At 59.0% G+C, this 23345-nt stretch carries 21 protein-coding genes and 1 pseudogene; 15 read left to right on the top strand and 7 right to left on the bottom strand.

All coding sequences use genetic code 11. The features are described from left to right. Window positions 1-139: 139 nt before the first annotated feature. The 5 genes from J2Y56_RS02670 to J2Y56_RS02650 all read left to right on the top strand — a co-directional run bounded on the left by J2Y56_RS02670 (window position 140) and on the right by J2Y56_RS02650 (window position 5594). Entirely contained in the window at window positions 140-1237 is a 1098-nt protein-coding gene (locus tag J2Y56_RS02670) for a polyamine ABC transporter substrate-binding protein (protein ID WP_033048635.1), read from the top strand. Window positions 1238-1476: 239 nt separating this feature from the next. Next, window positions 1477-2574 carry a polyamine ABC transporter substrate-binding protein gene (locus J2Y56_RS02665; RefSeq protein ID WP_310348510.1) on the top strand — a complete coding sequence of 366 codons (1098 nt, stop codon included), beginning with the start codon at window positions 1477-1479 and terminating at the stop codon, window positions 2572-2574. 73 nt (window positions 2575-2647) lie between these two features. After that, complete coding sequence (locus J2Y56_RS02660; RefSeq protein ID WP_007942482.1) at window positions 2648-3790, top strand: ABC transporter ATP-binding protein; 1143 nt, start codon at window positions 2648-2650, stop codon at window positions 3788-3790. Then, a complete protein-coding gene (locus tag J2Y56_RS02655) occupies window positions 3787-4704 on the top strand; it encodes an ABC transporter permease subunit (protein WP_007942483.1) in 918 nt (305 codons plus the stop codon). Before J2Y56_RS02660 ends, J2Y56_RS02655 begins: the two co-directional genes overlap by 4 nt. Further along, window positions 4704-5594, top strand: coding sequence for an ABC transporter permease subunit (locus J2Y56_RS02650; RefSeq protein ID WP_007942484.1), 891 nt, complete (start codon window positions 4704-4706; stop codon window positions 5592-5594). The genes J2Y56_RS02655 and J2Y56_RS02650 overlap by 1 nt, the downstream gene beginning before the upstream one ends. A gap of 149 nt (window positions 5595-5743) precedes the next feature. Here the strand turns inward: J2Y56_RS02650 and J2Y56_RS02645 are convergent. Continuing rightward, window positions 5744-5857: pseudogene (locus J2Y56_RS02645) on the bottom strand (phosphohydrolase); the annotation flags it as partial. A gap of 541 nt (window positions 5858-6398) precedes the next feature. Here J2Y56_RS02645 and J2Y56_RS02640 point away from each other — a divergent pair. Beyond that, a complete protein-coding gene (locus J2Y56_RS02640) occupies window positions 6399-7364 on the top strand; it encodes a DJ-1/PfpI family protein (RefSeq protein ID WP_310348507.1) in 966 nt (321 codons plus the stop codon). Between the two features lie 112 nt (window positions 7365-7476). On the opposite strand, the gene J2Y56_RS02635 is transcribed toward J2Y56_RS02640, so the two are convergent. Continuing rightward, the gene (locus J2Y56_RS02635; RefSeq protein WP_310333438.1) at window positions 7477-9888 is read right to left on the bottom strand and encodes a penicillin acylase family protein; all 2412 of its coding nucleotides are present in this window, start codon (window positions 9886-9888) and stop codon (window positions 7477-7479) included. Window positions 9889-9991: 103 nt separating this feature from the next. Next, on the bottom strand, window positions 9992-10570 hold the full coding sequence (locus J2Y56_RS02630) for a DUF6436 domain-containing protein (RefSeq protein WP_310333439.1): 579 nt from the start codon (window positions 10568-10570) through the stop codon (window positions 9992-9994). 97 nt (window positions 10571-10667) lie between these two features. On the opposite strand from J2Y56_RS02630, the gene J2Y56_RS02625 reads away from it, so the two are divergent. Then, window positions 10668-11615, top strand: coding sequence for an alpha/beta hydrolase (locus J2Y56_RS02625; RefSeq protein WP_310348504.1), 948 nt, complete (start codon window positions 10668-10670; stop codon window positions 11613-11615). Between the two features lie 104 nt (window positions 11616-11719). Here the strand turns inward: J2Y56_RS02625 and J2Y56_RS02620 are convergent, their stop codons facing one another. After that, window positions 11720-12472 (bottom strand): DUF2059 domain-containing protein, encoded by a 753-nt coding sequence (locus tag J2Y56_RS02620; protein ID WP_007945579.1) that lies wholly within the window; start codon window positions 12470-12472, stop codon window positions 11720-11722. Between the two features lie 108 nt (window positions 12473-12580). Here J2Y56_RS02620 and J2Y56_RS02615 point away from each other — a divergent pair, with 108 nt between their 5' ends. Together J2Y56_RS02615 and J2Y56_RS02610 are read left to right on the top strand one after the other, a co-directional pair. Then, window positions 12581-13213: a 2OG-Fe(II) oxygenase gene (locus tag J2Y56_RS02615; protein ID WP_310348502.1), complete on the top strand. Its 633-nt coding sequence runs from the start codon at window positions 12581-12583 to the stop codon at window positions 13211-13213. Between the two features lie 2 nt (window positions 13214-13215). Beyond that, the gene (locus J2Y56_RS02610) at window positions 13216-13701 is read left to right on the top strand and encodes a DUF523 domain-containing protein (protein WP_310348500.1); all 486 of its coding nucleotides are present in this window, start codon (window positions 13216-13218) and stop codon (window positions 13699-13701) included. 123 nt (window positions 13702-13824) lie between these two features. Here J2Y56_RS02610 and J2Y56_RS02605 read toward each other — a convergent pair whose 3' ends face one another. Continuing rightward, window positions 13825-14409 carry a transporter substrate-binding domain-containing protein gene (locus J2Y56_RS02605; protein ID WP_007945576.1) on the bottom strand — a complete coding sequence of 195 codons (585 nt, stop codon included), beginning with the start codon at window positions 14407-14409 and terminating at the stop codon, window positions 13825-13827. Between the two features lie 135 nt (window positions 14410-14544). On the opposite strand from J2Y56_RS02605, the gene J2Y56_RS02600 reads away from it, so the two are divergent. Further along, window positions 14545-14970: a DUF4399 domain-containing protein gene (locus J2Y56_RS02600; protein ID WP_310348499.1), complete on the top strand. Its 426-nt coding sequence runs from the start codon at window positions 14545-14547 to the stop codon at window positions 14968-14970. A 116-nt stretch (window positions 14971-15086) separates the two neighbouring features. Here J2Y56_RS02600 and serA read toward each other — a convergent pair whose 3' ends face one another. Beyond that, the gene (serA, locus tag J2Y56_RS02595; RefSeq protein WP_007945573.1) at window positions 15087-16316 is read right to left on the bottom strand and encodes a phosphoglycerate dehydrogenase; all 1230 of its coding nucleotides are present in this window, start codon (window positions 16314-16316) and stop codon (window positions 15087-15089) included. Between the two features lie 204 nt (window positions 16317-16520). Here serA and J2Y56_RS02590 point away from each other — a divergent pair, with 204 nt between their 5' ends. The 4 genes from J2Y56_RS02590 to J2Y56_RS02575 all read left to right on the top strand — a co-directional run bounded on the left by J2Y56_RS02590 (window position 16521) and on the right by J2Y56_RS02575 (window position 20822). Then, window positions 16521-17915, top strand: a complete 1395-nt coding sequence (locus J2Y56_RS02590; protein ID WP_033049202.1) for an FAD-binding oxidoreductase — start codon at window positions 16521-16523, stop codon at window positions 17913-17915. Between the two features lie 36 nt (window positions 17916-17951). After that, window positions 17952-18617 carry a fumarylacetoacetate hydrolase family protein gene (locus J2Y56_RS02585; RefSeq protein ID WP_007945571.1) on the top strand — a complete coding sequence of 222 codons (666 nt, stop codon included), beginning with the start codon at window positions 17952-17954 and terminating at the stop codon, window positions 18615-18617. A 252-nt stretch (window positions 18618-18869) separates the two neighbouring features. Beyond that, on the top strand, window positions 18870-19799 hold the full coding sequence (locus J2Y56_RS02580) for an SdiA-regulated domain-containing protein (RefSeq protein ID WP_007945570.1): 930 nt from the start codon (window positions 18870-18872) through the stop codon (window positions 19797-19799). 105 nt (window positions 19800-19904) lie between these two features. Further along, entirely contained in the window at window positions 19905-20822 is a 918-nt protein-coding gene (locus J2Y56_RS02575) for an SdiA-regulated domain-containing protein (RefSeq protein ID WP_007945569.1), read from the top strand. A gap of 157 nt (window positions 20823-20979) precedes the next feature. Here J2Y56_RS02575 and rpiA read toward each other — a convergent pair whose 3' ends face one another. Next, entirely contained in the window at window positions 20980-21654 is a 675-nt protein-coding gene (rpiA, locus tag J2Y56_RS02570) for a ribose-5-phosphate isomerase RpiA (protein ID WP_007945567.1), read from the bottom strand. A gap of 145 nt (window positions 21655-21799) precedes the next feature. On the opposite strand from rpiA, the gene ilvA reads away from it, so the two are divergent. Continuing rightward, window positions 21800-23314 carry a threonine ammonia-lyase, biosynthetic gene (ilvA, locus tag J2Y56_RS02565; RefSeq protein WP_007945566.1) on the top strand — a complete coding sequence of 505 codons (1515 nt, stop codon included), beginning with the start codon at window positions 21800-21802 and terminating at the stop codon, window positions 23312-23314. Window positions 23315-23345 lie beyond the last annotated feature (31 nt).

The raw sequence follows: 23345 nt of genomic DNA, 5'->3' as shown, positions 1-23345 counted from the left end.
GCAAACAAAGGAGGGTCTTTCCTTGAAAGCCTGCCTTGGATCTTGCCAGACTACCGGTTGTTTCAGATGCCCAGTAACAGGCCGCTGAGCACGTGGTTAAAAAGAAAAAATTGGAGCATTACCGATGAAGGCATTAGGTATGAAGATAGCTGGCAAGACCCTTCTCGCCATGTCCCTGATGGGCGTGATGGCGGGTGCAGTTCAGGCGGACGACAAGGTTCTTCACGTCTACAACTGGTCCGACTACATCGCGCCGGACACCGTCAAGAAGTTCGAAGACGAGTCGGGCATCAAAGTGGTCTACGACGTCTTCGACAGTAACGAAACCCTGGAAGCCAAGTTGCTGGCCGGCAAGTCCGGTTACGACATCGTCGTGCCGTCGAACAACTTCCTGGCCAAGCAAATCAAGGCCGGTGTTTACCAGAAGCTGGACAAGTCCAAGCTGCCTAACTGGAAAAACCTGAACCCTGACCTGCTCAAAGCGGTATCGGTGAGTGACCCGGGCAACGAACACGCCTTCCCGTACATGTGGGGTTCGATCGGTATCGGTTACAACGCCGAGAAGGTCAAGGCTGCACTGGGTGCCGACGCACCGACCGATTCCTGGGACCTGATCTTCAAACCTGAAAACGCTGCCAAGCTGAAGTCGTGCGGTATCAGCTTGCTGGACTCGCCAACCGAGATGATTCCGGTGGCGTTGCACTACCTGGGCCTGCCAACCGACAGCCAGAAGAAAGAAGACATCGACAAAGCCGAAGCGCTGATCATGAAGGTCCGTCCTTCGATCGCTTACTTCCACTCGTCCAAGTACATCTCTGACCTGGCCAACGGCAACATCTGCGTAGCCGTGGGTTATTCGGGTGACATTTACCAGGCCAAATCCCGCGCGGCTGAAGCCGGTGACAAGGTGAAAGTCAGCTACAACATTCCGAAAGAAGGTGCTGGCAGCTTCTATGACATGGTCGCCATCCCTAAAGATGCCGAAAACGTCGAAGGCGCCTACAAGTTCATGACCTTCCTGCAGAAGCCGGAAATCATGGCTGAAATCACCAACGCCGTGCGCTTCCCGAACGGAAACGCGGCCGCCACACCGTTGGTTGATAAAGACATCACCAGCGATCCAGGCATCTACCCGCCAGCGGACGTGCTCGCCAAGCTGTACGCAATTGCCGACTTGCCGGCCGCGACCCAGCGTCTGCTGACTCGCAGCTGGACCAAGATCAAGTCCGGTAAATAAGAAGTAAAACTCTGTAGCAGCTGCCGAAGGCTGCGTTGAGGTCCGAAGGGCCTCCGCTTTTTCAACAGCACAAAGGCTTCGCAGTTGAACGCAGCCTGCGGCAGCTGCCACAGAACTTCATAAAGTTTGCTGGAACGGTTTTTCGAGGGTAAGTTGCGCGCCGGTTTTGTTGCCGGGCAGCCATGGCTGTCATGTAACGCGGGGCAACTTGAGCCCAACTCATTTTAGAGGACCTCCACTTGCCAGTTTTTTCTTTGTTTCGCAATGCCATGCTGATTGGCGCCGGGCTGACGCTTGCCGTTAGTGTCCAGGCCGCCGGCACTGTGCATATTTATAACTGGTCGGATTACATCGGCCCGACCACCCTGGCGGATTTCCAGAAAGAGACCGGCATCAAGCCGGTTTATGACGTCTTCGATTCCAACGAAACGCTCGAAGGCAAGTTGCTGGCCGGGCGTACCGGTTACGACGTGGTCGTGCCGTCCAACCACTTCCTCGGCAAGCAGATAAAGGCGGGTGCTTTCCAGAAACTCGACAAGTCCAAGCTGACCAACTATTCCAACCTTGATCCGGTGCTGCTCAAGCGTCTGGAGCAAAACGATCCGGGTAATCAGTACGCAGTGCCCTATCTGTGGGGCACTAACGGCATCGGTTACAACGTCGACAAGATCAAGGCGGTGCTGGGTGTCGATTCGATCGATTCATGGAGCGTGCTGTTTGAACCGGAGAACATCAAGAAGCTCCAAAGCTGTGGCGTAGCGTTCCTCGATTCTGCCGATGAAATGATGCCGACGGTCCTCAACTACATGGGCCTGAACGCCAACAGCACCAACCCCGAAGATTACAAAAAAGCTGAAGCCAAGTTGCTGGCGGTGCGGCCTTATGTGACGTACTTCCATTCGTCCAAGTACATCGCGGATCTGGCCAATGGCGACATCTGCATCGCCATCGGTTTCTCCGGTGACATGTTCCAGGCCAAGGCCCGTGCGGAAGAAGCCGGCAAAGGCGTCAATGTTGCCTACACCATTCCCAAAGAGGGTGGTGCGCTGTGGTTCGACATGCTGGCGATTCCAAAGGATTCGGCCAACGTCAAAGAGGCACACGCCTTCATCAACTATTTGTTGAAACCCGAGGTGATCGCACAGGTCAGCGATTCTGTTGGCTATGCGAACCCCAACCCCGGCTCGGACAAACTGATGGAACAGTCCATCCGCACCGACGAGTCGGTCTATCCACCGCAAGCAGTCCTCGACAAGACCTACGTGTCAATCGAGTTACCACCAAACATTCAACGTTTGATGACCCGCAGCTGGACCAAGGTCAAGTCGGGTAAATAGCTTCAGGGCTCAAACTATCCAAGGTTGGCTCACCTTGAGCGAACTGCACTCTTTTTTTCTGGGAGTTTCGTAAATGGCAGTTGCCTCCGGCGCCTATAAGAAAGCCCTCGAGGGCGACCAGACACCTAAACAGGTGTTGGTCAAAATCGACCGGGTCACGAAAAAGTTCGACGAGACGATTGCCGTGGACGATGTGTCCCTGGAAATCAAGAAAGGCGAGATTTTCGCCCTGCTCGGCGGCTCGGGTTCGGGCAAATCCACTCTGCTGCGGATGCTTGCCGGCTTCGAACGACCGACCGAAGGGCGCATTTTCCTCGACGGCGTCGACATCACCGACATGCCGCCGTACGAGCGGCCGATCAACATGATGTTCCAGTCATATGCCTTGTTCCCGCACATGACCGTGGCGCAGAACATCGCGTTCGGCCTCAAGCAGGACAAGTTGCCCGCGTCTGAAGTCGACGCGCGTGTGGCCGACATGCTCAAGCTGGTGCAGATGAGCCAGTTCGCCAAGCGCAAGCCGCATCAGTTGTCCGGTGGCCAGCGTCAACGTGTGGCACTGGCGCGTTCGCTGGCCAAGCGACCGAAGCTGTTGCTGCTCGATGAACCGATGGGTGCGCTGGACAAAAAGCTGCGTTCGCAGATGCAGCTTGAGCTGGTCGAGATCATCGAGCGCGTCGGCGTAACCTGCGTCATGGTGACCCACGACCAGGAAGAGGCCATGACCATGGCCGAGCGCATCGCGATCATGCACCTGGGCTGGATCGCCCAGATCGGCAGCCCGATCGACATCTACGAAACTCCGACCAGCCGCCTGGTCTGCGAGTTCATCGGCAACGTCAACATCTTCGACGGTGAAGTGATCGACGACGCCGAAGGTCACGCGACCATCACCTGCAAGGACCTGGACCGCCAGATCTATGTGGGCCACGGCATCAGCACCTCGGTGCAGGACAAATCCGTGACCTACGCGATCCGTCCGGAAAAACTGCTGGTGACGCCGACGCAGCCGACCTGCGAATACAACTGGTCCAGCGGCAAGGTGCACGACATTGCCTACCTCGGCGGTCACTCGGTGTTCTACGTCGAATTGCCAAGCGGCAAGATCGTCCAGTCGTTCGTCGCCAACGCCGAGCGCCGTGGCGCGCGTCCAACCTGGGGTGACCAGGTTTACGTGTACTGGGAAGACGACAGCGGCGTGGTACTTCGCTCATGAACATGCGCAAATTCAAACGCCGCCTCAATCGAATAATTCCCGGTGGCCGCCAGTTGGTCATCGGGGTTCCGTTCATCTGGCTGTTCATGTTCTTCATGTTGCCGTTCTTCATCGTCTTGAAGATCAGCTTCGCCGAAGCCGACGTCGCCATTCCGCCGTACACCGAAATCTACAGCTTCGCCGAACAGAAATTGCAGTTGCTGCTCAACCTCGGCAACTACGCGATGCTCGGCGACGACGAGTTGTACATCGCAGCCTACCTCGGCTCGTTGAAGATGGCGCTGATCAGCACCGTCCTTTGCCTGCTGATCGGTTACCCCATGGCCTACGCCATCGCCAGTGCCCGTAAAGAGATGCAAACGGTGCTGGTGCTGCTGATCATGATGCCGACCTGGACCGCGATCCTGATCCGCGTGTATGCGTGGATGGGCATCCTCAGCAACAACGGTCTGCTCAACGGTTTCCTGATGAGCATGGGCTGGATTGATGAACCACTACAGATCCTCAATACCAACCTCGCCGTCTACATTGGTGTCGTTTACTCCTATCTGCCGTTCATGATCCTGCCGCTTTACGCCAACCTGGTGAAGCACGACAACAGTTTGCTGGAAGCCGCCTCCGACCTTGGTTCGAGCACCTTCAACAGCTTCTGGAAGATCACCATTCCGCTGTCCAAGAACGGCATCATCGCCGGCTGCATGCTGGTGTTCATTCCGGTGGTGGGCGAGTTCGTGATCCCGGAACTGCTCGGCGGTCCGGAAACCCTGATGATCGGTAAAGTGCTGTGGCAAGAGTTCTTCAATAACCGCGACTGGCCGGTGGCATCCGCCCTGGCGGTGGTGATGCTGGCGATCCTGATTGTGCCGATCATCCTGTTCAACCGTAGTCAGGCCAAAGAAATGGAGGGCAAATAATGAAGCGCTTCAGATTCTCCAGCCTGATGCTGGTATTCGGCCTGCTGTTTATCTACGCCCCGATGCTGATCCTGGTGATCTATTCGTTCAACGCCTCGAAACTGGTGACAGTGTGGGGCGGCTGGTCGATCAAGTGGTACGTCGGCCTGCTCGATAACACGCAACTGATGGGCTCGGTGGTGCGCTCGCTGGAAATTGCCTGCTATACGGCGATTGCAGCGGTCGCGCTCGGTACGCTGGCGGCGTTCGTGCTGACCCGTATCACTCACTTCAAGGGTCGCACGCTGTTCGGTGGTTTGGTGACCGCGCCGCTGGTGATGCCGGAAGTGATCACCGGTCTTTCGCTGTTGCTGCTGTTCGTGGCCATGGCGCAGATGATCGGTTGGCCACAGGAACGCGGCATCATCACTATCTGGATCGCGCATACGACCTTCTGTGCGGCGTATGTGGCGGTGGTGGTGTCGGCACGTTTACGTGAGCTGGACCTGTCCATCGAAGAGGCGGCCATGGACCTCGGTGCACGGCCGTGGAAGGTGTTCTTCCTGATCACCATCCCGATGATTGCACCGTCGCTGGCGGCGGGCGGCATGATGTCGTTCGCCCTGTCGCTGGATGACCTGGTGCTGGCGAGCTTCGTGTCGGGGCCGGGTTCCACGACCTTGCCGATGGAAGTGTTCTCGGCGGTGCGTCTGGGCGTCAAGCCTGAGATCAACGCCGTGGCCAGCCTGATTCTGCTGGCGGTGTCGATCGTGACCTTCCTGGTCTGGTTCTTCAGCCGCCGCGCCGAAGAAAGCCGCAAGCGTGCGATTCAGCAAGCCATCGAGGAAAGCGCTGCCGACTCCTGGAAACAACCGGACGTGCGCCGCGCGCAGGCGCCGGAAGCGGCTTAAACGCAATGTTGGGTTGATCGTTCCCACGCTCCGCGTGGGAATGCTTCCTCGGACGCTCCGCGTTCGGCTCTGGATGGGACGCGGAGCGTCCCGGGCTGCATTCCCACGCAGAGCGTAGGAACGATCAGTAACCCCAATCCCCTGTGGCTTCATGTCAACCAAGGGGATTTGCGGATGAACTCGACGAAGTTCATCGGCTTGAACCCCGCCAGACTGTCCACCAGCACATCCGCATTCACCGTGCCGAAGGTGGTGTCCGGCTTGCACCGTGGCGGCGCTGATGGACAAAGTCTGTGCCTGACCCTTACAGCGGACAATCGATCGCATGGCTGCGATCCTTGCCAATGAACCTGCATATCGCGCCAACCTCGCTTGTTGTGCGGGGATTGGCTAAGTTTGATGACGTCGCAGGTTGTGCACAGTCCATGTGGGAGCCGGGCTTGCCCGCGATGGCAGTCTTCCAGCCGACATGTGTGGTGACTGACACTCCGCCATCGCGGGCAAGCCCTAATGCCGATCAGTTAAGCCATAACACTGTACGTAGCAGCTGGCGAAGCCTGCGTTCGGCTCGGGCCGCGTTCGGACGCAGCAGTCGTGAAATCAGGCGATGCGGTGTTTCAGGAAGACCGCAAACTCAGGTTTCACGACTGCTACGTCCGAACGCGGCCCGAGCCGAACGCAGGCTTCGCCAGCTGCTACAAAGTGCGGTTTGGCTTAACTGACTGGCATTAGGGCAAGCCCGGCTCCCACAGGTTTTGTGTTTGCCATAGCAGCGGCATCAACCCATAGAGGGCGTTTGTTTCCATGAGTAAAACCATCGCCATCGTGATCTTCTCCGGCGTTCAGTCCCTCGACGTCACCGGTCCCATGGATGTGTTTTCTGAAGCCAATCGCTTCCTCGAACCGCAAGACCACTATCGATTGGAGGTGATTGGCGTCGGGCGCGGGGTGATGTCGTGTTCCAACGGTTTGTCGCTCAATGCTCACGCGCATTTCAGTGAAGCGCTGGAGGCGTATGACTTGCTGCTGGTGGCCGGTGGGCCGCAGTTGCCGTTCATGGATTTTGGCGGCGCGTTCGATGCCTGGCTGCGGGGTGCCTGCGCCCGGGCGCAACGCTTCGGCTCAATCTGCAACGGCGCGTTCATACTCGCCCGGGCCGGACTGCTGGATGGACGAACCGTGACGACCCACTGGGGCGACGCTGCCGCGCTGGCACACATGTGTCCGTCGACCCGGGTCGAGGCGGATCGCTTGTACGTGCAGGACGGCGAGCTCTATACCTCGGCCGGTGTCACCGCGGGGATCGACTTGTCGTTGTATTTACTGGCCAGGGACCACGGGCCGGACGTTGCGCTAAACGTGGCCAAGCGTCTGGTGGTGTTCACTCAGCGTTCGGGCGGGCAATCTCAGTTCAGCCCGTTTCTCATGCCCCACGCCGAACCCACTTCTGTGGTGGCGATGGTTCAGCTCTATGTGTTGGCCAACCTCACCGGCGACCTGGCCCTCGCTGACCTGGCGTATGCGGCCAACATGAGCACGCGCAACTTTTCCCGGGTGTTTGCCAAGGAAGCAAAAATCACCCCGGCGGAGTTCGTCGAGCGGGCGAGGGTGGACGCGGCGCGAGTGCTGCTGGAGAGCACGCATTCGCCGCTCAAGACCGTCGCTTATCAATGTGGGTTTCGTGATGCCCAGCACATGCGTACTGTTTTCAATCGAAGGCTGGGGGTGACGCCGTGGCAGTTCAGGCGGAATTTTTCCGCAATGGTTTGAAGGCCCCTTCGCGAGCAGGCTCGCTCCCACAGATGACCGAGTTGCTCAGACAGACTCGATCCAATGTGGGAGCGAGCCTGCTCGCGAAAGCGGTCGTCCAGTCGCCGAAGATCTAGGGCGCAGCCCGCGCCGGCAAAAACTTCAACGTGCTGTGGGTATTGGCCGTGACTTCTTCGTCGTTGAAATGCGCCTCAAAGTAAACCCCTTCGACATACGCCTCGGCTTGGTCATCGTAGTGACTGTCGAACGGTACGCCGCTCTGACCGACCGGGTTGATGGTGAGGCTGTGAGCCGGGTCGGCAAAGTCGACCAGACGCCGCGTCGACGGGCCGTAGGTCACTGGCCAGGGCGCCGGACCGATTTTGGCCGAGAGGTTGTTCGGCACTTCATGCGTACCGGGTGCGGCGAACGGCCCGACGTTGAAGACCCGATCCAGCGGTTTTTGCATGCCCAGTGGATGGCCATGGGTCAGGGTATGCGCCTTTCCCCATTGCCACTGCGCCGAATCCGTACCCAGGGTGGTCTTGAGGTGGGCCATGCTTGCCTGCCAGGCCACCTTGACCGTATCGCCCCGGGTTTCCTTGTCGAGGGTGTTGCGATTGTCCCACCACGGTGAATCAGGCGTGGCAGCCAACCGTGGCAGTGCGGCGTCGATCACCCGGGTCGAGAGCAAGGTCTCGAAGAAATCATTCCCCAGCTCATCGTGCATCGTTGCGTCAGCCAAGTTGAACAGGAACTGGTTGAACAGCGTGGCGCTGGTGGAGTCGAGCGGGTAGTCGCCTTTCCATTGCGCCAATTGTTCCACCTGTTTGAGTTCGGCGGGATCGCTCACGACTTCACGCATCACCGGCAACAATGGCGCCAACAGACGGGGACCGTAGGCAGTGGTGGTGCCCAGTTGCAGCTTCTTGCTGGCGTCGATGTCCCATTTCACATTTTTGTCGCTGAGCTGGTGATTGAGCTGCTGACCGCGATCGGCGAGGTTGTAGTAGCCGGGAATTTCCATGCCGGTCGGCGACAGGGGCTGGAAGTTGGCCGAGACGATGTAGCCGCGTGCCGGGTTTTCTTCCTGCGGGTTGGCGCTGAACGGGTGGAAGCCTTCCTTGTCCGCCTGATTGGTGCTGCCGTCGAGGATGAAACCGGGCTTCGACCCGGGCGCGCGTTTAGGCAGCAGCGCCGAAGCCCACCAGCCGATGTCGCCCTTGGCGTTGGCGTAGACAATGTTCAACCCCGGCGCCTGGACCTTGGCGGCCGCGGTGCGAGCCTTGGCCAGCGTGTCGGCGCGGTTGAGCTGGTAGAAGCCTTCGAGAATCGGGTTCGGTGTTTCAAGGAACGCCCACCACATGGCCACCGGCGTCTTGCCGGCCGCCGTGCCGAGTGCGTCGTTGATGATCGGGCCGTGGGGCGATTGACGCAGCGTCAGCTTGACCGCTTCCTGACCCTTCACGGCGATCTGCTGCTCGGTGTTGACCATGTCCACCCAGTTACCGTGATACCAGACCTGATTGGGGTTGTCCGGGTTGGTCTTCTCGGCGATCAGGTCCAGATCGTCATTCTGGAACATGGTCAGGCTCCAGCCGAAATCCTGGTTGTGGCCCAAAAATGCAAACGGCACCAACGCCTGATGGTGGCCGTAGAGCTCAAAGCCCGGCGCCGAGAGTTGCGCCTCGTACCAGACTGCCGGCGCGGCAAAGCGAATATGCGGATCGCCTGCCAGCAGTGGCTTGGCGCTTTTCGTGCGGTTGCCGGCAATCACCCAGGCGTTGCTGCCCTCGAACTGTGGCAGGCCATTGTCGGCCAGCGCCTGTTCGCTCAGGCGGGCGAGGGCGTTCAGGTCCTTCCAGTCAGCGGCGGACAGCGCCGATGCCGATTTGGAGGGCCCCTTGGCCAGCACGCCTTTGGGCTGCCAGTCGAGCTCGAAGATGTTCAGGTAGTCGGCGCCCAATCGGTCGCGCACAAACGTCAGCAAGGGTTCGGTGCGAAACGCTGCGGCAAAGCTGTACGCCATGTAACCGGCGACGCTGATGCTGTCTTCGGCCGTGAACGGGCGCTTGTGGATGCCCAGCACGTCGAACTCGGCGGGCGCCGCATGCGTGTCCTGATATTGATTGATGCCGTCCAGATAGGCTTCCAGGCCCTTCCATGCCGGCGATTGCCGATCCAGCGCGGCCACGTAGCTCGCGGCACGTTCGCGGATGCGCAGGCTGCGGAACAGTTTGTCGGTGTCGATCAGTTTCGGGCCGAGGATTTCCGCCAGTTCACCACGGGCCAGACGCCGCATGGCCTCCATCTGGAACAGGCGGTCCTGGGCCTGTACATAGCCGAGGGTGCGGTAGAGGTCCGCTTCGTTTTCCGCGCGGATATGCGGTACGCCGCGCTCGTCATAGCGCACCGTCACCGAACCTTGCAGGCGCTGCAACTCCACCTGGCCCTGGCGCGTCGGCTGCTTGCTGTATACGTAGCCGCCGACCCCGATGGCGAGCACGACGACCAGCGAGGCAAGTACGGTCAGGACGCGTTTCATGGTGACTCCTTGTTCTTGTTGGATTGCCGCCCGTGTGGGCTGCAAACATGTAACACAGACCTTCTGTGTCGGGCGTCGCGGTCCTGCAAAAGTCTGGAATGCCTTACTTCACGTCCACCGGCCAAGGGCAGTAACAGCCGATGGCCAGTGTATGGGTTGCGCTCACCGCGCGCCCTTCGCTCAGCGCTTGCAGAATGGGTTCGATGAAGCTGTTGTTCGAATTGCAGGTCAGGCCTTCGCTATACGGACCGAAATAGGCCAGGTTGCCGCTGCGGTCCCAGATTGCCACGGCCGGGCTGGCCGGAATCTGTTCGGCGCCCGGCAGCACATTGATGGTTTTCAGGCGGCTCAGCGTGGCGGGAAGCTGGCCATGACTGCCGGGTTTTTGCACGGCGTAAAACTCGATGCCCTGGGGCACATAGCGCTCAACCAGTTCGCTCAAGTGTTGTTGATTGCCGACGTTGCATGGGCAGGCCGGATCCCAGAAGTGCACCAGGCGGATGGCGCCGGGGCCGGCGAGTTCTGCGGGCAGACGCAAAGGGTCGCCGGAAAACACCGCAGTGTGTTCGCTGAACGCGCGCAAGTAACGCCCTTGAAACCAGTCATACGCGGCCCACAAAGCGCCGGCGCACACGAGGGCGAGCAGGCTGGCAAGCAGTGGGGTGCGGTAGGCCGGACGCATGGGTTTGAATCCTCGAAGGCCGGCTAGCTTGCCATGCTTGCTGCGACAGATGAATATCGCAGGCCTATAAAGTCTGTTTAACGCTCTGGAATCCTTCATGTCAGCCACTTTTGCCCCCGATCATTTGCGCGCCAGCCTGCGGCCATTGGCCGAACGGCAAGCGCTGTCGACCGAGGCCATGGCGTATCAACGCTTTTACGGCCTGGATTTTCCGGGTCGTACGCTGCGCGCAGGCCTGGGGCGTTTCGAGATCGATGGCTATGAATTGGTCAGTCAGTTCTGGTTGCCGGAGCGGGCGAAGGCGACGTTGTTTATGTTCCACGGGTTCTACGATCACACCGGGCTCTATCGCCATGTGATCGAGTGGGCGCTGGATCAGGGTTTTGCCGTGATTGCCTGTGACCTGCCGGGGCATGGTCTGTCCAGCGGCGAGCGAGCGAGCATCAAGGAATTCGCCGAGTATCAGGACACGTTGGAAGGCTTGTTCGCCGAGGCGTTGTCCATCGATCTGCCGCAACCGTGGCACCTGTGCGGGCAGAGCACGGGCGGGGCGATCGTGATCGATCATGTACTCAATCAAGGTGCGAACAGCCCCGCGCAAGGCCAGGTCATCCTGCTGTCGCCCTTGGTCAGGCCGCGTGCCTGGGGTTGGTCAAAGCTCAGTTATTACCTGCTCAAACCGTTCGTCAAAGCCATCGCCCGGCGCTTTAGCGAAAACTCCAACGACCCTGATTTCTTGCCGTTCCTGCAAGCTGATCCTTTGCAGCCGCAGCGTCTGCCAACGGCGTGGGTCGGGGCGTTGGCGCGCTGGATCAAGCAAATCGAGGCCGCCCCCAACAGCCCGCGCCGGCCGCTGATCGTGCAGGGACAGGCAGACATGACGGTGGATTGGGAGCATAACCTTGGGGTATTGAAGGCCAAGTTCGATCGGCCTCAGGTGTTGATGTTGCCGCAGGCGCGGCATCATCTGGCGAATGAGACGCTGGTGATGCGCGAGGAGTATTTCGGGTTTTTGACCAAGCGGATCAAAGGCCGGAATGTTTAGTGGCTTTGATGGCCTCATCGCGGGCAGGCTCACTCCCACAGAGGAATGCATTTCAACTGTGGGAGCGAGCCTGCTCGCGAAGGGGTATTCACATGCGCCGAAAATTATTGGCTGAGGTTCGAAGTGCTTTGCCCTACCGCCAACCCCGCCCGAATCGCCGCCAGCGCCGCCTGGTAATAAGCCTGGCCCTCGGTGGATTCGGCAAACGTGGCGAACTCTTCCAGTTCGTCATCCGAGAGGTCGCGATAGACATAGAGCAACGTGTTGTTCAGGTCGCTGCCGATCTGGTCCATCAGGCGCTGACGCTGGCCGTTCAACATCCCTTGCGCCTGACCGCCACCCAGCAGGCCGGGGATCATTGAACTGAGGCTGTCGGCCGCGACGCCGGCAATCGCGAGACTGACTTCAGCCCCCGCCTCTCGAGCGGGCAGCGCCTGGGCCAGGTGGCCGATGATCAGTTGACGGCTGTCACTGGCCTGCATCTTCGGTAGGCCCTTGGCGTTTTTCGCCAATTGGTCGCGCCGGGTTGCCAACAGTTCGGCAGCCACGACTTTTTTGCCCAAGGGCGATTGGAAGAAGGTCAGTGCAGGTTTTGGGTCGGCCAGGCTCTTGCGCAATTGTGCTTCGGCGCGCTGATCGACGGACTGGGCAGCGAAACGCTGATTGCTGTTGGTGACCAACGCTTGAAACACCGCAGGTGGCAGGCTGCTCTCGTAGCGTTGTTGTGCGGCCGTGAGCGCGTCGTTGAAATGCGCGCGTTGCTCTGGCCAGCCGGCGACTTTATACAACTGGTCGTGGCCGTCTGCCCAAGCGGGCAAAACGCAGAACATCAACAGTGAAAAAAGCAACCGGCGCATAGGGACTCCTGTCAGCAGCCGACTATTCTCCGTGCGGCATCCGCACTTGTCGAGAATTCGTATCAACCCGCTGCGTGGCTCTGTCGGATTTTCAGGCACAGGAATACTATGCGCGGCATGCAAATACCCTCGGATCACCCGCTGCTGTTACGTATCGTTGACGACCTGGTTGCATGCGGCTGGTCGCAACAGAATATTTTCCTTCCTCAGGATCTGACCCGAGCGCTGGCGGCTGAGTGCCGTAAACGTGCAGCCGAGGGTGAACTGGCCCCAGCCGCCGTGGGTCGAGGCCCTTCGTCGGAGGTTCGCGAGGGGATTCGTGGCGACCATATCCAGTGGATTGATCCCGGTCAGGCCGAAGCATGCGACAGCTACCTGGCATTGATGGACAGCCTGCGCGAAGCGATGAACCGCAGTTTGTTTCTGGGCCTGGAAGATTTCGAAAGCCATTTCGCGCTGTACCCGCCTGGCGCGTTCTACCTTAAGCACGTCGACCGTTTCCGCGATGACGACCGGCGCATGGTGTCGGCGGTGGTGTACCTCAATGACGCCTGGCTGCCCGAGCACGGCGGTCAGTTGCGCATGTATCTGGATGAAGGCGTTCAATACGATGTCGTGCCCACCGGCGGATGCCTGGTGGTGTTCCTGTCGGGCGAAGTGCCCCACGAAGTCCTGCCCGCCACCCGGGATCGCCTGTCCTTGACCGGCTGGTTCCGGCGTCGGGGTAACGAGCCGTTCTGATCATGCAAAAGATTCTGGTAAGCCGATGCTTGCTGGGCCACCGCGTCCGTTACGACGGCGGGGCCAGCGGGCCTTTCGATCAGCTTCAGCAGTGGCTGGATGAAGGCCGGGTCGTGCCGTTGTGCCCTGAGGTGGCCGGCGGCTTGCCGACGCCCAGGGCCGCGGCGGAAATTCCCGGCGGGCAGGGTGGTGAAGTGCTGGATGGTCACGCCCGTGTGATCACCACCAAAGGCGAGGATGTCAGTGCCGAGTTTCTGTCGGGGGCTTGTCAGGCACTGGAGTTGGTGCAAAAGCACGGCATTCGCATCGCCGTGCTCAAGGCCAACAGCCCGTCCTGCGGGAATTTGCTGACGTATGACGGAAGCTTCAGTGGCGTGAAGGTCAGTGGCGAAGGTGTGACGGCGGCGTTGCTCAAGCGCCATGGCGTGCAGGTGTTCAGCGAACTGGAGTTGCCCGAAGCGGCGGCAGCACTGGGTTCTTTCGACTGACACTGAACCCCTGTGGGAGCGAGCCTGCTCGCGATAGCGGACTAACATTCAACCTCTTTGTTGACTGGCCTACCGCTATCGCGAGCAGGCTCGCTCCCACAGGGTTGTTCATTCAGCCTGAAATTATGGTTTCGGCGCCACGCTCGCATCCGCCGCAAACCACTTCTTCTCCAGCGCTGCCATCCGGCCATCGTCCTTGATCCGCTGCAGCGCGTTTTCCAGGCTGGCATGAAACGCCGGGTTACCTTTCTGAAACGGAATCGCCAGGCTCACGGGTGAGGCGGCGTTTGGCTTCTCGGCTGTCAAAGACTGCACCAGAAGCATTGAGCGCGGTTCATCTTTCTGCGCGAGCAATTGCGTATTGGTTTGAATGTAAGGCTCGCTGAAATCGAAACGATCTTTCAGATCCGGGGTCATTGCTATGTGATTGATGGCGACGTCGTACTTGCCGCTTTCTACGCCGGTCAATAGATCGCCCGAATCGGTGACGACGAAGTCGGCCCGGACATCGAGTTCGCTGGCCAGCAGTTGACCCAGCTCGACTTCGAACCCGGTGAGTTTGCCTTCATCCTTGAAATTGAAGGGCGGTGTATTGGCCTCCAGCGCAATACGCAGTTCGCCGCGGTCGTTTATGTCATCAATCAGTTCGGCATGAGCCAAAGGGCTCAGAAGGGGTAGCAAGCAGATCAGCCCAGGCAGAAAACGCATGGTCACTCCTTTGAATTCATTATCGCGATGCTCTGATTCAGGATCGCTTTGCTATGGTTGTCGAGAGCCTTCGACAACGATTGACCATGAAGTTGTCATGGTCACGCGGATTTTACGGAAAAACTGGAGAAGAGAATGAAAACGTTTATGTCTCGTGCTGCTTTGGCTGGCCTGCTAATGGGTGTTTCGGTACTGGCCAGTGCTGCTACGCCGGCCCCAGCCGGTGCTGAAGTATCCATCGTTTCTCCCAAGGACGATGCTACGGTTCCGCAAACCGTCGTCGTCAAGTTCGCCGTCGAGAACATTGCGCTTGCGCCCGCGGGCGACACCACCAAGAACACCGGCCATCACCACTTGCTGATCGATGTCGATGAACTGCCGGCCGCCGGTGTGCCGATCCCCAAAGATGCCAACCACATGCACTTCGGCAATGCGCAAACCCAGGGCGAAGTAACGCTGACCCCGGGCAAGCACACCTTGCAGCTGGAGCTGGGCGACAGCAACCACATGCCGTTTGATCCACCGATCGTGTCGGAGAAGATCACCGTCAATGTTAAATAAAAAAGGGAGCCCCACGGGGCTCCCTTTTTTACAGCTACAAGCTTCAAGCTATAAGCCTCAAGTTAAAGCAAAAGCGAACTCACTTGCCGCTTGAAGCTTGCCGCTTATAGCTGCTTTTAGAACAACACTCGGCAACGAATGGTGCCGTTGATGTGCTGCAGTTTCTCTTGGGCGATTTCCGAGTAGTCGGCGTCGACGTCGATAACGACGTAGCCGACTTTCTCGTTGGTCTGCAGGAACTGACCGGAGATGTTGATACCGTTTTCGGCGAAGACCTTGTTGATCTCGCTCATCACACCCGGAATGTTCTCGTGGATGTGCAGCAGACGGTGCTTGCCAGGGTGAGCCGGCAGGGCCACTTCCGGGAAGTTCACCGACGATACGGAGGTACCGTTGTCGCTGTACTTGACCAGTTTTTCTGCCACTTCCAGACCGATGTTGGCTTGCGCTTCAGCGGTGGAACCACCGATGTGCGGGGTCAGGATCACATTGTCCAGGCCACGCAGCGGGCTTTCGAACTCTTCTTCGTTGGAGCGAGGCTCCACCGGGAATACGTCGATGGCCGCGCCGATCAGGTGCTTGTCCTTGATCGCATCCGCCAGGGATTGCAGTTCGACCACGGTGCCGCGAGCGGCGTTGATCAGGATGCCGCCCTTCTTGATGGCGCGGATTTCCTTCTCGCCGATCATCCACTGGGTCGCAGCGGTTTCCGGAACGTGCAGGGTGACGATGTCGGACATGCCCAGCAGCTCGTGCAGGTTGCCGACCTGGGTGGCGTTACCCAGTGGCAGCTTGGTCACGGTGTCGTAGAAGTACACCTGCATGCCCAGGCCTTCAGCCAGGACCGACAGTTGAGTACCGATCGAGCCGTAACCGACGATGCCCAGCTTCTTGCCACGGATCTCGAAGGAGTTGGCCGCGCTCTTGATCCAGCCGCCACGGTGGCAGGAAGCGTTCTTCTCAGGGATGCCGCGCAGCAACAGGATCGCTTCGGCCAGTACCAGCTCGGCAACGGAGCGGGTGTTGGAGTACGGGGCGTTGAACACCGCGATGCCGCGTTCGCGAGCAGCGTTCAGGTCAACCTGGTTGGTGCCGATGCAGAAACAGCCGACAGCGACCAGCTTCTTCGCATGATCGAAAATCTCTTCGGTCAGTTGAGTGCGGGAGCGAATGCCGATGAAGTGCGCATCAGCGATCTTTTCCTTCAGCTGGGCTTCCGGCAGAGAACCGGTGAGGTACTCGATGCTGGTGTAGCCCGCCGACTTGAGAACGTCGACAGCCGATTGGTGGACGCCTTCGAGAAGAAGGAACTTGATCTTGCTCTTATCGAGAGAAGTCTTGCTCATCTGCGTAAACCTGTATCCCGGAGAAAAATGGCAGGAAATAGCCAGCAGACGCTGACCCGGACGGCAAAAAGGCCGTCACCGCAGATTGGCCGTTGGGCACTATGCTGCGGGGTCGTTATGCTAGCATATGCACCCCGCTAAACACTCATTCCTGCGACGTGAAGCGTTCTCAGGATGACCATGAATTGTTCGAGAGTTCTGTCGATGACCAATCCCGCCTTGATTGAAGAGCTGAAGACCCTGGTTGAGCCTGGCAAGGTGCTGACCGATGCCGACTCCCTGAATGCTTACGGTAAGGATTGGACCAAGCATTTCGCCCCGGCCCCGACCGCCATCGTGTTCCCGAAGACCACCGAGCAGGTCCAGGCTATTGTCCGTTGGGCCAATGAACACAAGGTGGCGCTGGTGCCATCCGGCGGTCGTACCGGGCTTTCCGCCGCTGCGGTGGCCGCCAATGGCGAAGTGGTCGTGTCGTTTGACTACATGAACCAGATTCTCGACGTGAACCTCACTGACCGCACCGCCGTTTGTCAGCCGGGCGTGGTCACCGAGCATTTGCAAAACGTCGCCGAAGAAAAAGGCCTGTACTACCCGGTGGACTTCGCTTCGGCAGGTTCAAGCCAGATTGGCGGCAATATCGGCACCAATGCCGGCGGGATCAAGGTCATTCGCTACGGCATGACCCGCAACTGGGTGGCAGGCATGAAAGTCGTGACCGGCAAGGGTGACCTGCTGGAACTGAACCGCGACCTGATCAAGAACGCCACCGGCTACGACATGCGCCAGCTGTTCATCGGCGCTGAAGGGACCCTCGGTTTCGTGGTTGAAGCGACCATGCGTCTGGACCGTGCGCCGAAAAACCTCACCGCCATGGTCCTTGGTACCACCGATTTCGACTCGATCATGCCGGTATTGCACGCGTTCCAGAGCAAGCTCGACCTGACTGCCTTCGAATTCTTCTCCGATAAAGCCTTGGCCAAAGTCATGGCGCGCGGAGATGTCCCGGCCCCCTTCGAAACCGATTGCCCGTTCTACGCGCTTCTGGAATTCGAAGCGACCACCGAAGAAGTGGCCAACCACGCCCTGGAAACCTTCGAGCACTGCGTCGAGCAGGGCTGGGTACTGGACGGCGTGATGAGCCAGAGCGAAACCCAGTTGCAGAACCTCTGGAAGCTGCGCGAGTACATCTCCGAAACCATTTCCCACTGGACGCCGTACAAAAACGACATTTCGGTCACCGTGTCGAAAGTCCCGGCATTTCTCAAGGAAATCGACGCGATCGTCGGCGAACATTACCCGGACTTCGAAATCGTCTGGTTCGGCCACATTGGTGACGGCAACCTGCACTTGAACATCCTCAAGCCGGATAACCTGAGCAAGGACGAGTTCTTCGCCAAGTGCGCGACCGTCAACAAGTGGGTGTTCGAAACCGTCGAGAAGTACAACGGTTCGATTTCCGCCGAACACGGCGTGGGCATGACCAAGCGTGATTATTTGACCTACAGCCGTTCCCCGGTTGAGATCGAGTACATGAAAGCAGTCAAAGCGGTGTTCGACCCGAACGGCATCATGAACCCGGGCAAGATCTTTGCTGTTTGATTTTCGAATGTTAAGAGCACGAACCAGGAGTCGGTAATGAGCTATCAGCACCAGTATGTCGACGGTACGCGTATTCATTTCCCGCTGGGGAAAGTGGTGTGCATCGGCCGCAACTACGCCGAACACGCCAAGGAACTGGACAACCCGGTGCCTACCGAACCGCTGCTGTTTATTAAGCCGGGCAGTTGCGTGGTGCCGCTGGAAGGCGGTTTTGCCATTCCAACCGAGCGCGGCTCGGTGCATTACGAAGCGGAAATCGCCGTGTTGATCGGCAAACCGTTGTCGACCAAGCCAAGCCGCGAAGAAGTGCTGGATGCGATCTCCGGTTTCGCCCCGGCGCTGGACCTGACGCTGCGTGACAAGCAGGCCGAGCTGAAATCCAAAGGCTTGCCATGGGAAATCGCCAAGTCTTTCGACGGCGCGGCGGTGATCGCCCCGTTCGTGTCCGGCAGCACCTTTGCTGACCTGACCGACATCGGCATCCGCCTGACCATCAACGGTGAAGTGCGTCAGGATGGCAACAGCAGCGCGATGCTCAACCCGATCGTGCCGATGATCCAGCACATGGCCGGTTGCTTCTCGCTGCAGGCCGGCGACGTAATCCTGACCGGCACGCCGGTGGGTGTTGGTCCGTTGAATGTCGGTGATGAGCTGGTGATCGAACTGCCAGGCGCAAGCCGCTTCACCAGCAGCGTGCGCTGATTTACCCAGGTGATCGTTCCCACGCTCTGCGTGGGAATGCCGCCATGGACGCTCTGCGTCCATTTTTGGATGTGACGCGGAGCGTCACGGGATGCATTCCCACGCAGAGCGTGGGAACGATCATGGTTCAGGTAATCCCGCCATTTCCCGTTTTTTTCACATTTTCTCTGGATAATTCCGGCGCTTGCGGCGTCTGAGCCGGTCCCAATTATGCTATTACCCCTAGCCTGAATTTCTGGAACGCATCCCTTAATGGCCACCCCACCGCTGCCTGCTTTCAAAACTGCCCGCCGTTCGCGCTTCGCCTTGCGTTGGTATTCCTGGCTGTTACTGGTTGCTGCCATTGCCTACGGCGTTGCCTTTGCGATGCATTGGGATGACCGCGGCCTGCTCTGGTTACATGAGCGTTTCGAAAGCCAGGCCGAGCGTCAGGCCAGCGTCTGGTTGCCGGATTACCGGGCAGTGATCGATGCCAAGCTGCTGCCGGGCATGGAAAAGGACGAAGCCTCGGACCTGTCTTACGATCCGCAAACCAAAACCCTGTTTTCGGTGATGGGTAAAAATCCGTTCCTGGTCGAGTTGTCGTTGCAGGGCGAGGTGTTGCGCAAGATGCCACTGGTGGGCTGGAGCAACCCCGAAGGCGTGACCGTGCTGGGCAATGGCCTGCTGGCCATTGTTGATGAGCGTGAGCACATCCTGTCCATCGTCAAGGTCGATGCCGACACTCGCGAGCTGAACATCGCCGACTTTCCGAAATACGACCTCGGCCCTTCGAAGGACCAGAACAAGGCCTTCGAAGCGATTGTCTATGACCCGCGCAATCAGCAGATCCTGCTCGGCGAGGAGCGCCCGCCAGCGTTGTTCAGCTGGAAAAGCGACGGTAGCCCGATGTTAAAGGGCGACAAGCAGAAACTGCTCAGTGACAAACTGGATATGCGTAATCTGTCGGCCCTGGCCATCGATCCGCGTACCGGCCACACCCTGGCGCTGTCTGCCGACTCCCACTTGTTGTTGGAGCTGAACGAGAAGGGCGAGCAGGTCAGCTTCATGACCTTGCTCAGCGGCTTTAATGGCCTGAAGAAAACCATTCCACGGGCCGAAGGCGTGACCATGGACGAAGCGGGCAACTTGTACATGGTCAGTGAGCCGAATCTGTTCTATCGCTTCGAAAAGCAGAATTAGGCCGCAACAATCGCGCAGTTGTCGTCGAAAGCCACTGGCCATTAAGCTTGAATTCATACAGGCGTGATATTTCATCCGCCTGTTTTTGTTTTCGAGCTTGCCTGAATGCGCCGACTTGCCCGTCCCAAACCCCTCGTTTTGATTCTGTCGGTGATTGCGCTGATCGTGCTGGTAGCCGTCGCCCAATACATGCGCCTGTTCGAACGGGCCTGGTTCAATCTCTATACCCTTTGGCAACCGCAGAGCAGTGTATCCATCGGCCTGGATCAATATCGGGTGGACATCGAAGCACGGGTGATCGACGGGCTGGACGATAACGTCTCGGCGCTGACGTTCGATCCGGTGCGCAAAAGCCTGTTCACCGTCACCAACAAAAACTCCGAGCTGATCGAGCTGTCCCTGGAGGGCAAGATCTTGCGGCGTGTGGCGTTGATTGGCTTCGGCGACCCGGAGGCGGTGGAATTTATCAGTCCCGACACCTACGTCATCACGGATGAGAGCGAGCAGCGACTGATCAAGATTCATCTGGAGCAGGACACCACCTTCCTCGATGGGGCGGACGCCGAGCAGATGACCCTTGGCGTACACGTGGCCCGTAACAAAGGATTTGAAGGGTTGGCTTACGATTCGGTGGGCAAGCGCTTGTTCGTTGCCAAGGAGCGCGATCCGATGCTGATCTACGAAGTGAAGGGCTTCCCCCATTACAACCCGGAGAAGTCCTACACCGTACACGTGGTGAACAACCCCAGGCGCGACGCCGGGATGTTCGTGCGAGACCTGTCGAGTCTGCAATACGACGAGCGCAGCGGCCATTTGCTGGCGCTGTCTGACGAGTCGCGGTTGATTCTGGAGCTGGATGTGGATGGGCGCCCGTTGAGCACAATGTCACTAAGAAAAGGGCGCCAGGGCCTGCAAAAGACCGTGCCGCAGGCGGAAGGCATCGCCATGGATGACGATGGCACGATGTACCTCGTCAGCGAGCCGAACCTGTTCTACGTCTTCAAAAAACCCACACAACCTTGACCCATGATCGGTGCCATACGCAGATAGTGGGTTCACCGCAAAACCACTGTGGGAGCGAGCCTGCTCGCGATAGCGGTCTGCCATTCAACATCTCTGTCGACTGACACGACCCCATCGCGAGCAGGCTCGCTCCCACAGGTTTTGTGTTGTATATGGTTTATTTGGCGCGCAGGGTTTTTACGCCTTCGCCGGTGCCCAACAACAGTAGATCCGCCGGGCGTGCCGCGAACAGACCGTTGGTGACCACGCCAACAATCGCGTTGATCTGGCTTTCCAGTTCGACCGGGTTGGTGATCTGCATGTTGAACACGTCGAGGATGATGTTGCCGTTGTCGGTCAGCACGCCTTCGCGATAAACCGGGTCGCCGCCCAGCTTCACCAGCTCGCGGGCTACGTGGCTGCGGGCCATCGGGATCACTTCGACCGGCAGCGGAAACTCGCCGAGCACCGGCACCAGTTTGCTGGCATCGGCGATGCAGATGAAAGTCTTGGCCACGGCGGCGACAATCTTCTCGCGGGTCAGGGCTGCGCCGCCGCCCTTGATCAGGTTCAGGTGTTCGTCGCTTTCATCGGCACCGTCGACGTAGAACTCCAGGTCGCTGACGGTGTTCAGCTCATACACCGGAATGCCGTGGCCCTTGAGGCGAGCGGCAGTGGCTTCGGAGCTGGCGACCGCGCCGTCGAACGCGCCTTTGTGCTTGGCCAGGGCGTCAATGAAGCAGTTGGCAGTGGAACCGGTGCCGACCCCGACGATGCTCTTGTCGTCGAGTTTCGGGAGGATGAAGTCGACGGCGGCCTGAGCCACTGCCTGTTTGAGTTGATCCTGGTTCATGCGGGCTCCGAGATGCCGGGGAGGGAACGAAAGGCCGGCATTATAGCCCTAAGCGGGGCTAAAACCGCTGTATTCGTGTGGTCGTACAGCTGAAAGCCGGGTTAGACTCCTTGGCCCTGCCCAACCCGCTCAGTGATGCTTTCCGATGCTCGAACAGTACGTCAAAAAGATCCTCACCTCGCGCGTTTATGACGTTGCCGTAGAAACCCCATTGCAGACTGCCCGCCAGCTCTCCGAGCGGCTGGGCAACAGTATCTGGCTCAAGCGCGAAGACTTGCAGCCCGTGTTCTCGTTCAAGATTCGCGGCGCTTACAACAAGCTGACTCAGTTGAGCGATGAAGAACGCGCTCGCGGCGTGGTAACGGCTTCGGCTGGCAATCATGCGCAAGGCTTGGCCCTGGCGGCGAAAGTATTGGGCGTGAAAGCGACCATCGTCATGCCCAAGACCACCCCGGAAATCAAAGTCGAAGGCGTGCGCTCACGCGGCGGCAAAGTGGTGCTGCACGGGGATTCGTTCCCGGAGGCTTTGGCCTACTCGCTGAAACTGGTCGACGAAAAAGGCTACGTCTACATCCACCCTTACGACGATCCCCACACCATTGCCGGGCAGGGCACGGTGGCGATGGAGATTCTGCGCCAGCACCCGGGGCGTCTGGATGCGATTTTCGTTCCGGTGGGCGGCGGCGGGCTGATCGCCGGCATCGCGGCCTATGTGAAATACCTGCGCCCGGAAATCAAGATCATCGGCGTCGAGCCGGACGATTCCAACTGCCTGCAAGCCGCCATGGCGGCAGGCGAGCGCGTGGTTTTACCGACCGTGGGCCTCTTCGCTGACGGCGTTGCGGTGGCGCAGATCGGCCAGCACACTTTCGACATCTGCAAAGAATATGTGGATGAAGTGATCACTGTCAGCACTGACGAGATCTGTGCGGCAATCAAGGATATCTACGACGATACCCGCTCGATCACTGAACCGGCCGGCGCGCTGGGTGTGGCCGGGATCAAGAAATACGTCGAACAACACGGCGTCACCGGTCACACCTTTGTGGCCATCGACTCCGGCGCCAATGTCAACTTCGACCGATTGCGCCACGTCGCCGAACGCGCCGAGCTGGGTGAGGGGCGCGAGGCAATCATCGCCGTGACCATTCCCGAGAAGCCGGGCAGCTTCAAGGCGTTCTGCGAGGCCATCGGCAAGCGCCAGATCACTGAATTCAACTACCGCTACAACACCGGCAGCGAAGCGCACATCTTCGTGGGCGTGCAGACGCACCCCGAAACCGATCCGCGCAGTGCGCTACTGGCGAGCCTGACCGAACAAGGCTTCCCGGTGCTGGACCTGACCGACAACGAACTGGCCAAACTGCACATCCGCCACATGGTCGGCGGTCGTGCGGCCCACGTGGTCGATGAAGTGATCCTGCGCTTCGAATTCCCGGAGCGTCCGGGTGCGCTGTTCAACTTCCTCAATAAGTTGGGCGGGCGCTGGAACATCTCAATGTTCCACTACCGCAACCATGGCGCTGCGGATGGTCGAGTCGTCGCGGGCCTGCAAGTGCCACATGACGAACGTCATCTGGTGCCGGCAGCGCTGGAAGAAATCGGTTACCCATACTGGGACGAAAGCGACAATCCGGCTTATCAGCTGTTTCTTGGCTGAGTGGCTACGCTGATGGGCAGGTCATAAGGAA

Source organism: Pseudomonas sp. BE134, from assembly GCF_031456105.1.
In the GTDB taxonomy this organism is placed as follows: domain Bacteria; phylum Pseudomonadota; class Gammaproteobacteria; order Pseudomonadales; family Pseudomonadaceae; genus Aquipseudomonas.
The sequence above is the reverse complement of the archived record's forward strand: the minus strand, read 5'-3'. Positions and strand labels throughout refer to the sequence as shown.

What these genes read in the sequence shown, in the direction of transcription:
- J2Y56_RS02650 (WP_007942484.1), top strand. Translation starts at nt 4,704, where the DNA reads ATGAAGCGCTTCAGATTCTCCAGCCTGATGCTGGTATTCGGCCTGCTG.
- J2Y56_RS02670 (WP_033048635.1), top strand. Translation starts at nt 140, where the DNA reads ATGAAGATAGCTGGCAAGACCCTTCTCGCCATGTCCCTGATGGGCGTG.
- J2Y56_RS02620 (WP_007945579.1), bottom strand. Translation starts at nt 12,472, where the DNA reads ATGCGCCGGTTGCTTTTTTCACTGTTGATGTTCTGCGTTTTGCCCGCT.
- J2Y56_RS02600 (WP_310348499.1), top strand. Translation starts at nt 14,545, where the DNA reads ATGAAAACGTTTATGTCTCGTGCTGCTTTGGCTGGCCTGCTAATGGGT.
- J2Y56_RS02630 (WP_310333439.1), bottom strand. Translation starts at nt 10,570, where the DNA reads ATGCGTCCGGCCTACCGCACCCCACTGCTTGCCAGCCTGCTCGCCCTC.
- J2Y56_RS02590 (WP_033049202.1), top strand. Translation starts at nt 16,521, where the DNA reads ATGACCAATCCCGCCTTGATTGAAGAGCTGAAGACCCTGGTTGAGCCT.
- J2Y56_RS02635 (WP_310333438.1), bottom strand. Translation starts at nt 9,888, where the DNA reads ATGAAACGCGTCCTGACCGTACTTGCCTCGCTGGTCGTCGTGCTCGCC.
- J2Y56_RS02615 (WP_310348502.1), top strand. Translation starts at nt 12,581, where the DNA reads ATGCGCGGCATGCAAATACCCTCGGATCACCCGCTGCTGTTACGTATC.
- J2Y56_RS02655 (WP_007942483.1), top strand. Translation starts at nt 3,787, where the DNA reads ATGAACATGCGCAAATTCAAACGCCGCCTCAATCGAATAATTCCCGGT.
- J2Y56_RS02640 (WP_310348507.1), top strand. Translation starts at nt 6,399, where the DNA reads ATGAGTAAAACCATCGCCATCGTGATCTTCTCCGGCGTTCAGTCCCTC.
- rpiA (WP_007945567.1), bottom strand. Translation starts at nt 21,654, where the DNA reads ATGAACCAGGATCAACTCAAACAGGCAGTGGCTCAGGCCGCCGTCGAC.
- J2Y56_RS02605 (WP_007945576.1), bottom strand. Translation starts at nt 14,409, where the DNA reads ATGCGTTTTCTGCCTGGGCTGATCTGCTTGCTACCCCTTCTGAGCCCT.
- ilvA (WP_007945566.1), top strand. Translation starts at nt 21,800, where the DNA reads ATGCTCGAACAGTACGTCAAAAAGATCCTCACCTCGCGCGTTTATGAC.
- J2Y56_RS02660 (WP_007942482.1), top strand. Translation starts at nt 2,648, where the DNA reads ATGGCAGTTGCCTCCGGCGCCTATAAGAAAGCCCTCGAGGGCGACCAG.
- J2Y56_RS02610 (WP_310348500.1), top strand. Translation starts at nt 13,216, where the DNA reads ATGCAAAAGATTCTGGTAAGCCGATGCTTGCTGGGCCACCGCGTCCGT.
- J2Y56_RS02575 (WP_007945569.1), top strand. Translation starts at nt 19,905, where the DNA reads ATGCGCCGACTTGCCCGTCCCAAACCCCTCGTTTTGATTCTGTCGGTG.
- J2Y56_RS02585 (WP_007945571.1), top strand. Translation starts at nt 17,952, where the DNA reads ATGAGCTATCAGCACCAGTATGTCGACGGTACGCGTATTCATTTCCCG.
- J2Y56_RS02580 (WP_007945570.1), top strand. Translation starts at nt 18,870, where the DNA reads ATGGCCACCCCACCGCTGCCTGCTTTCAAAACTGCCCGCCGTTCGCGC.
- J2Y56_RS02625 (WP_310348504.1), top strand. Translation starts at nt 10,668, where the DNA reads ATGTCAGCCACTTTTGCCCCCGATCATTTGCGCGCCAGCCTGCGGCCA.
- serA (WP_007945573.1), bottom strand. Translation starts at nt 16,316, where the DNA reads ATGAGCAAGACTTCTCTCGATAAGAGCAAGATCAAGTTCCTTCTTCTC.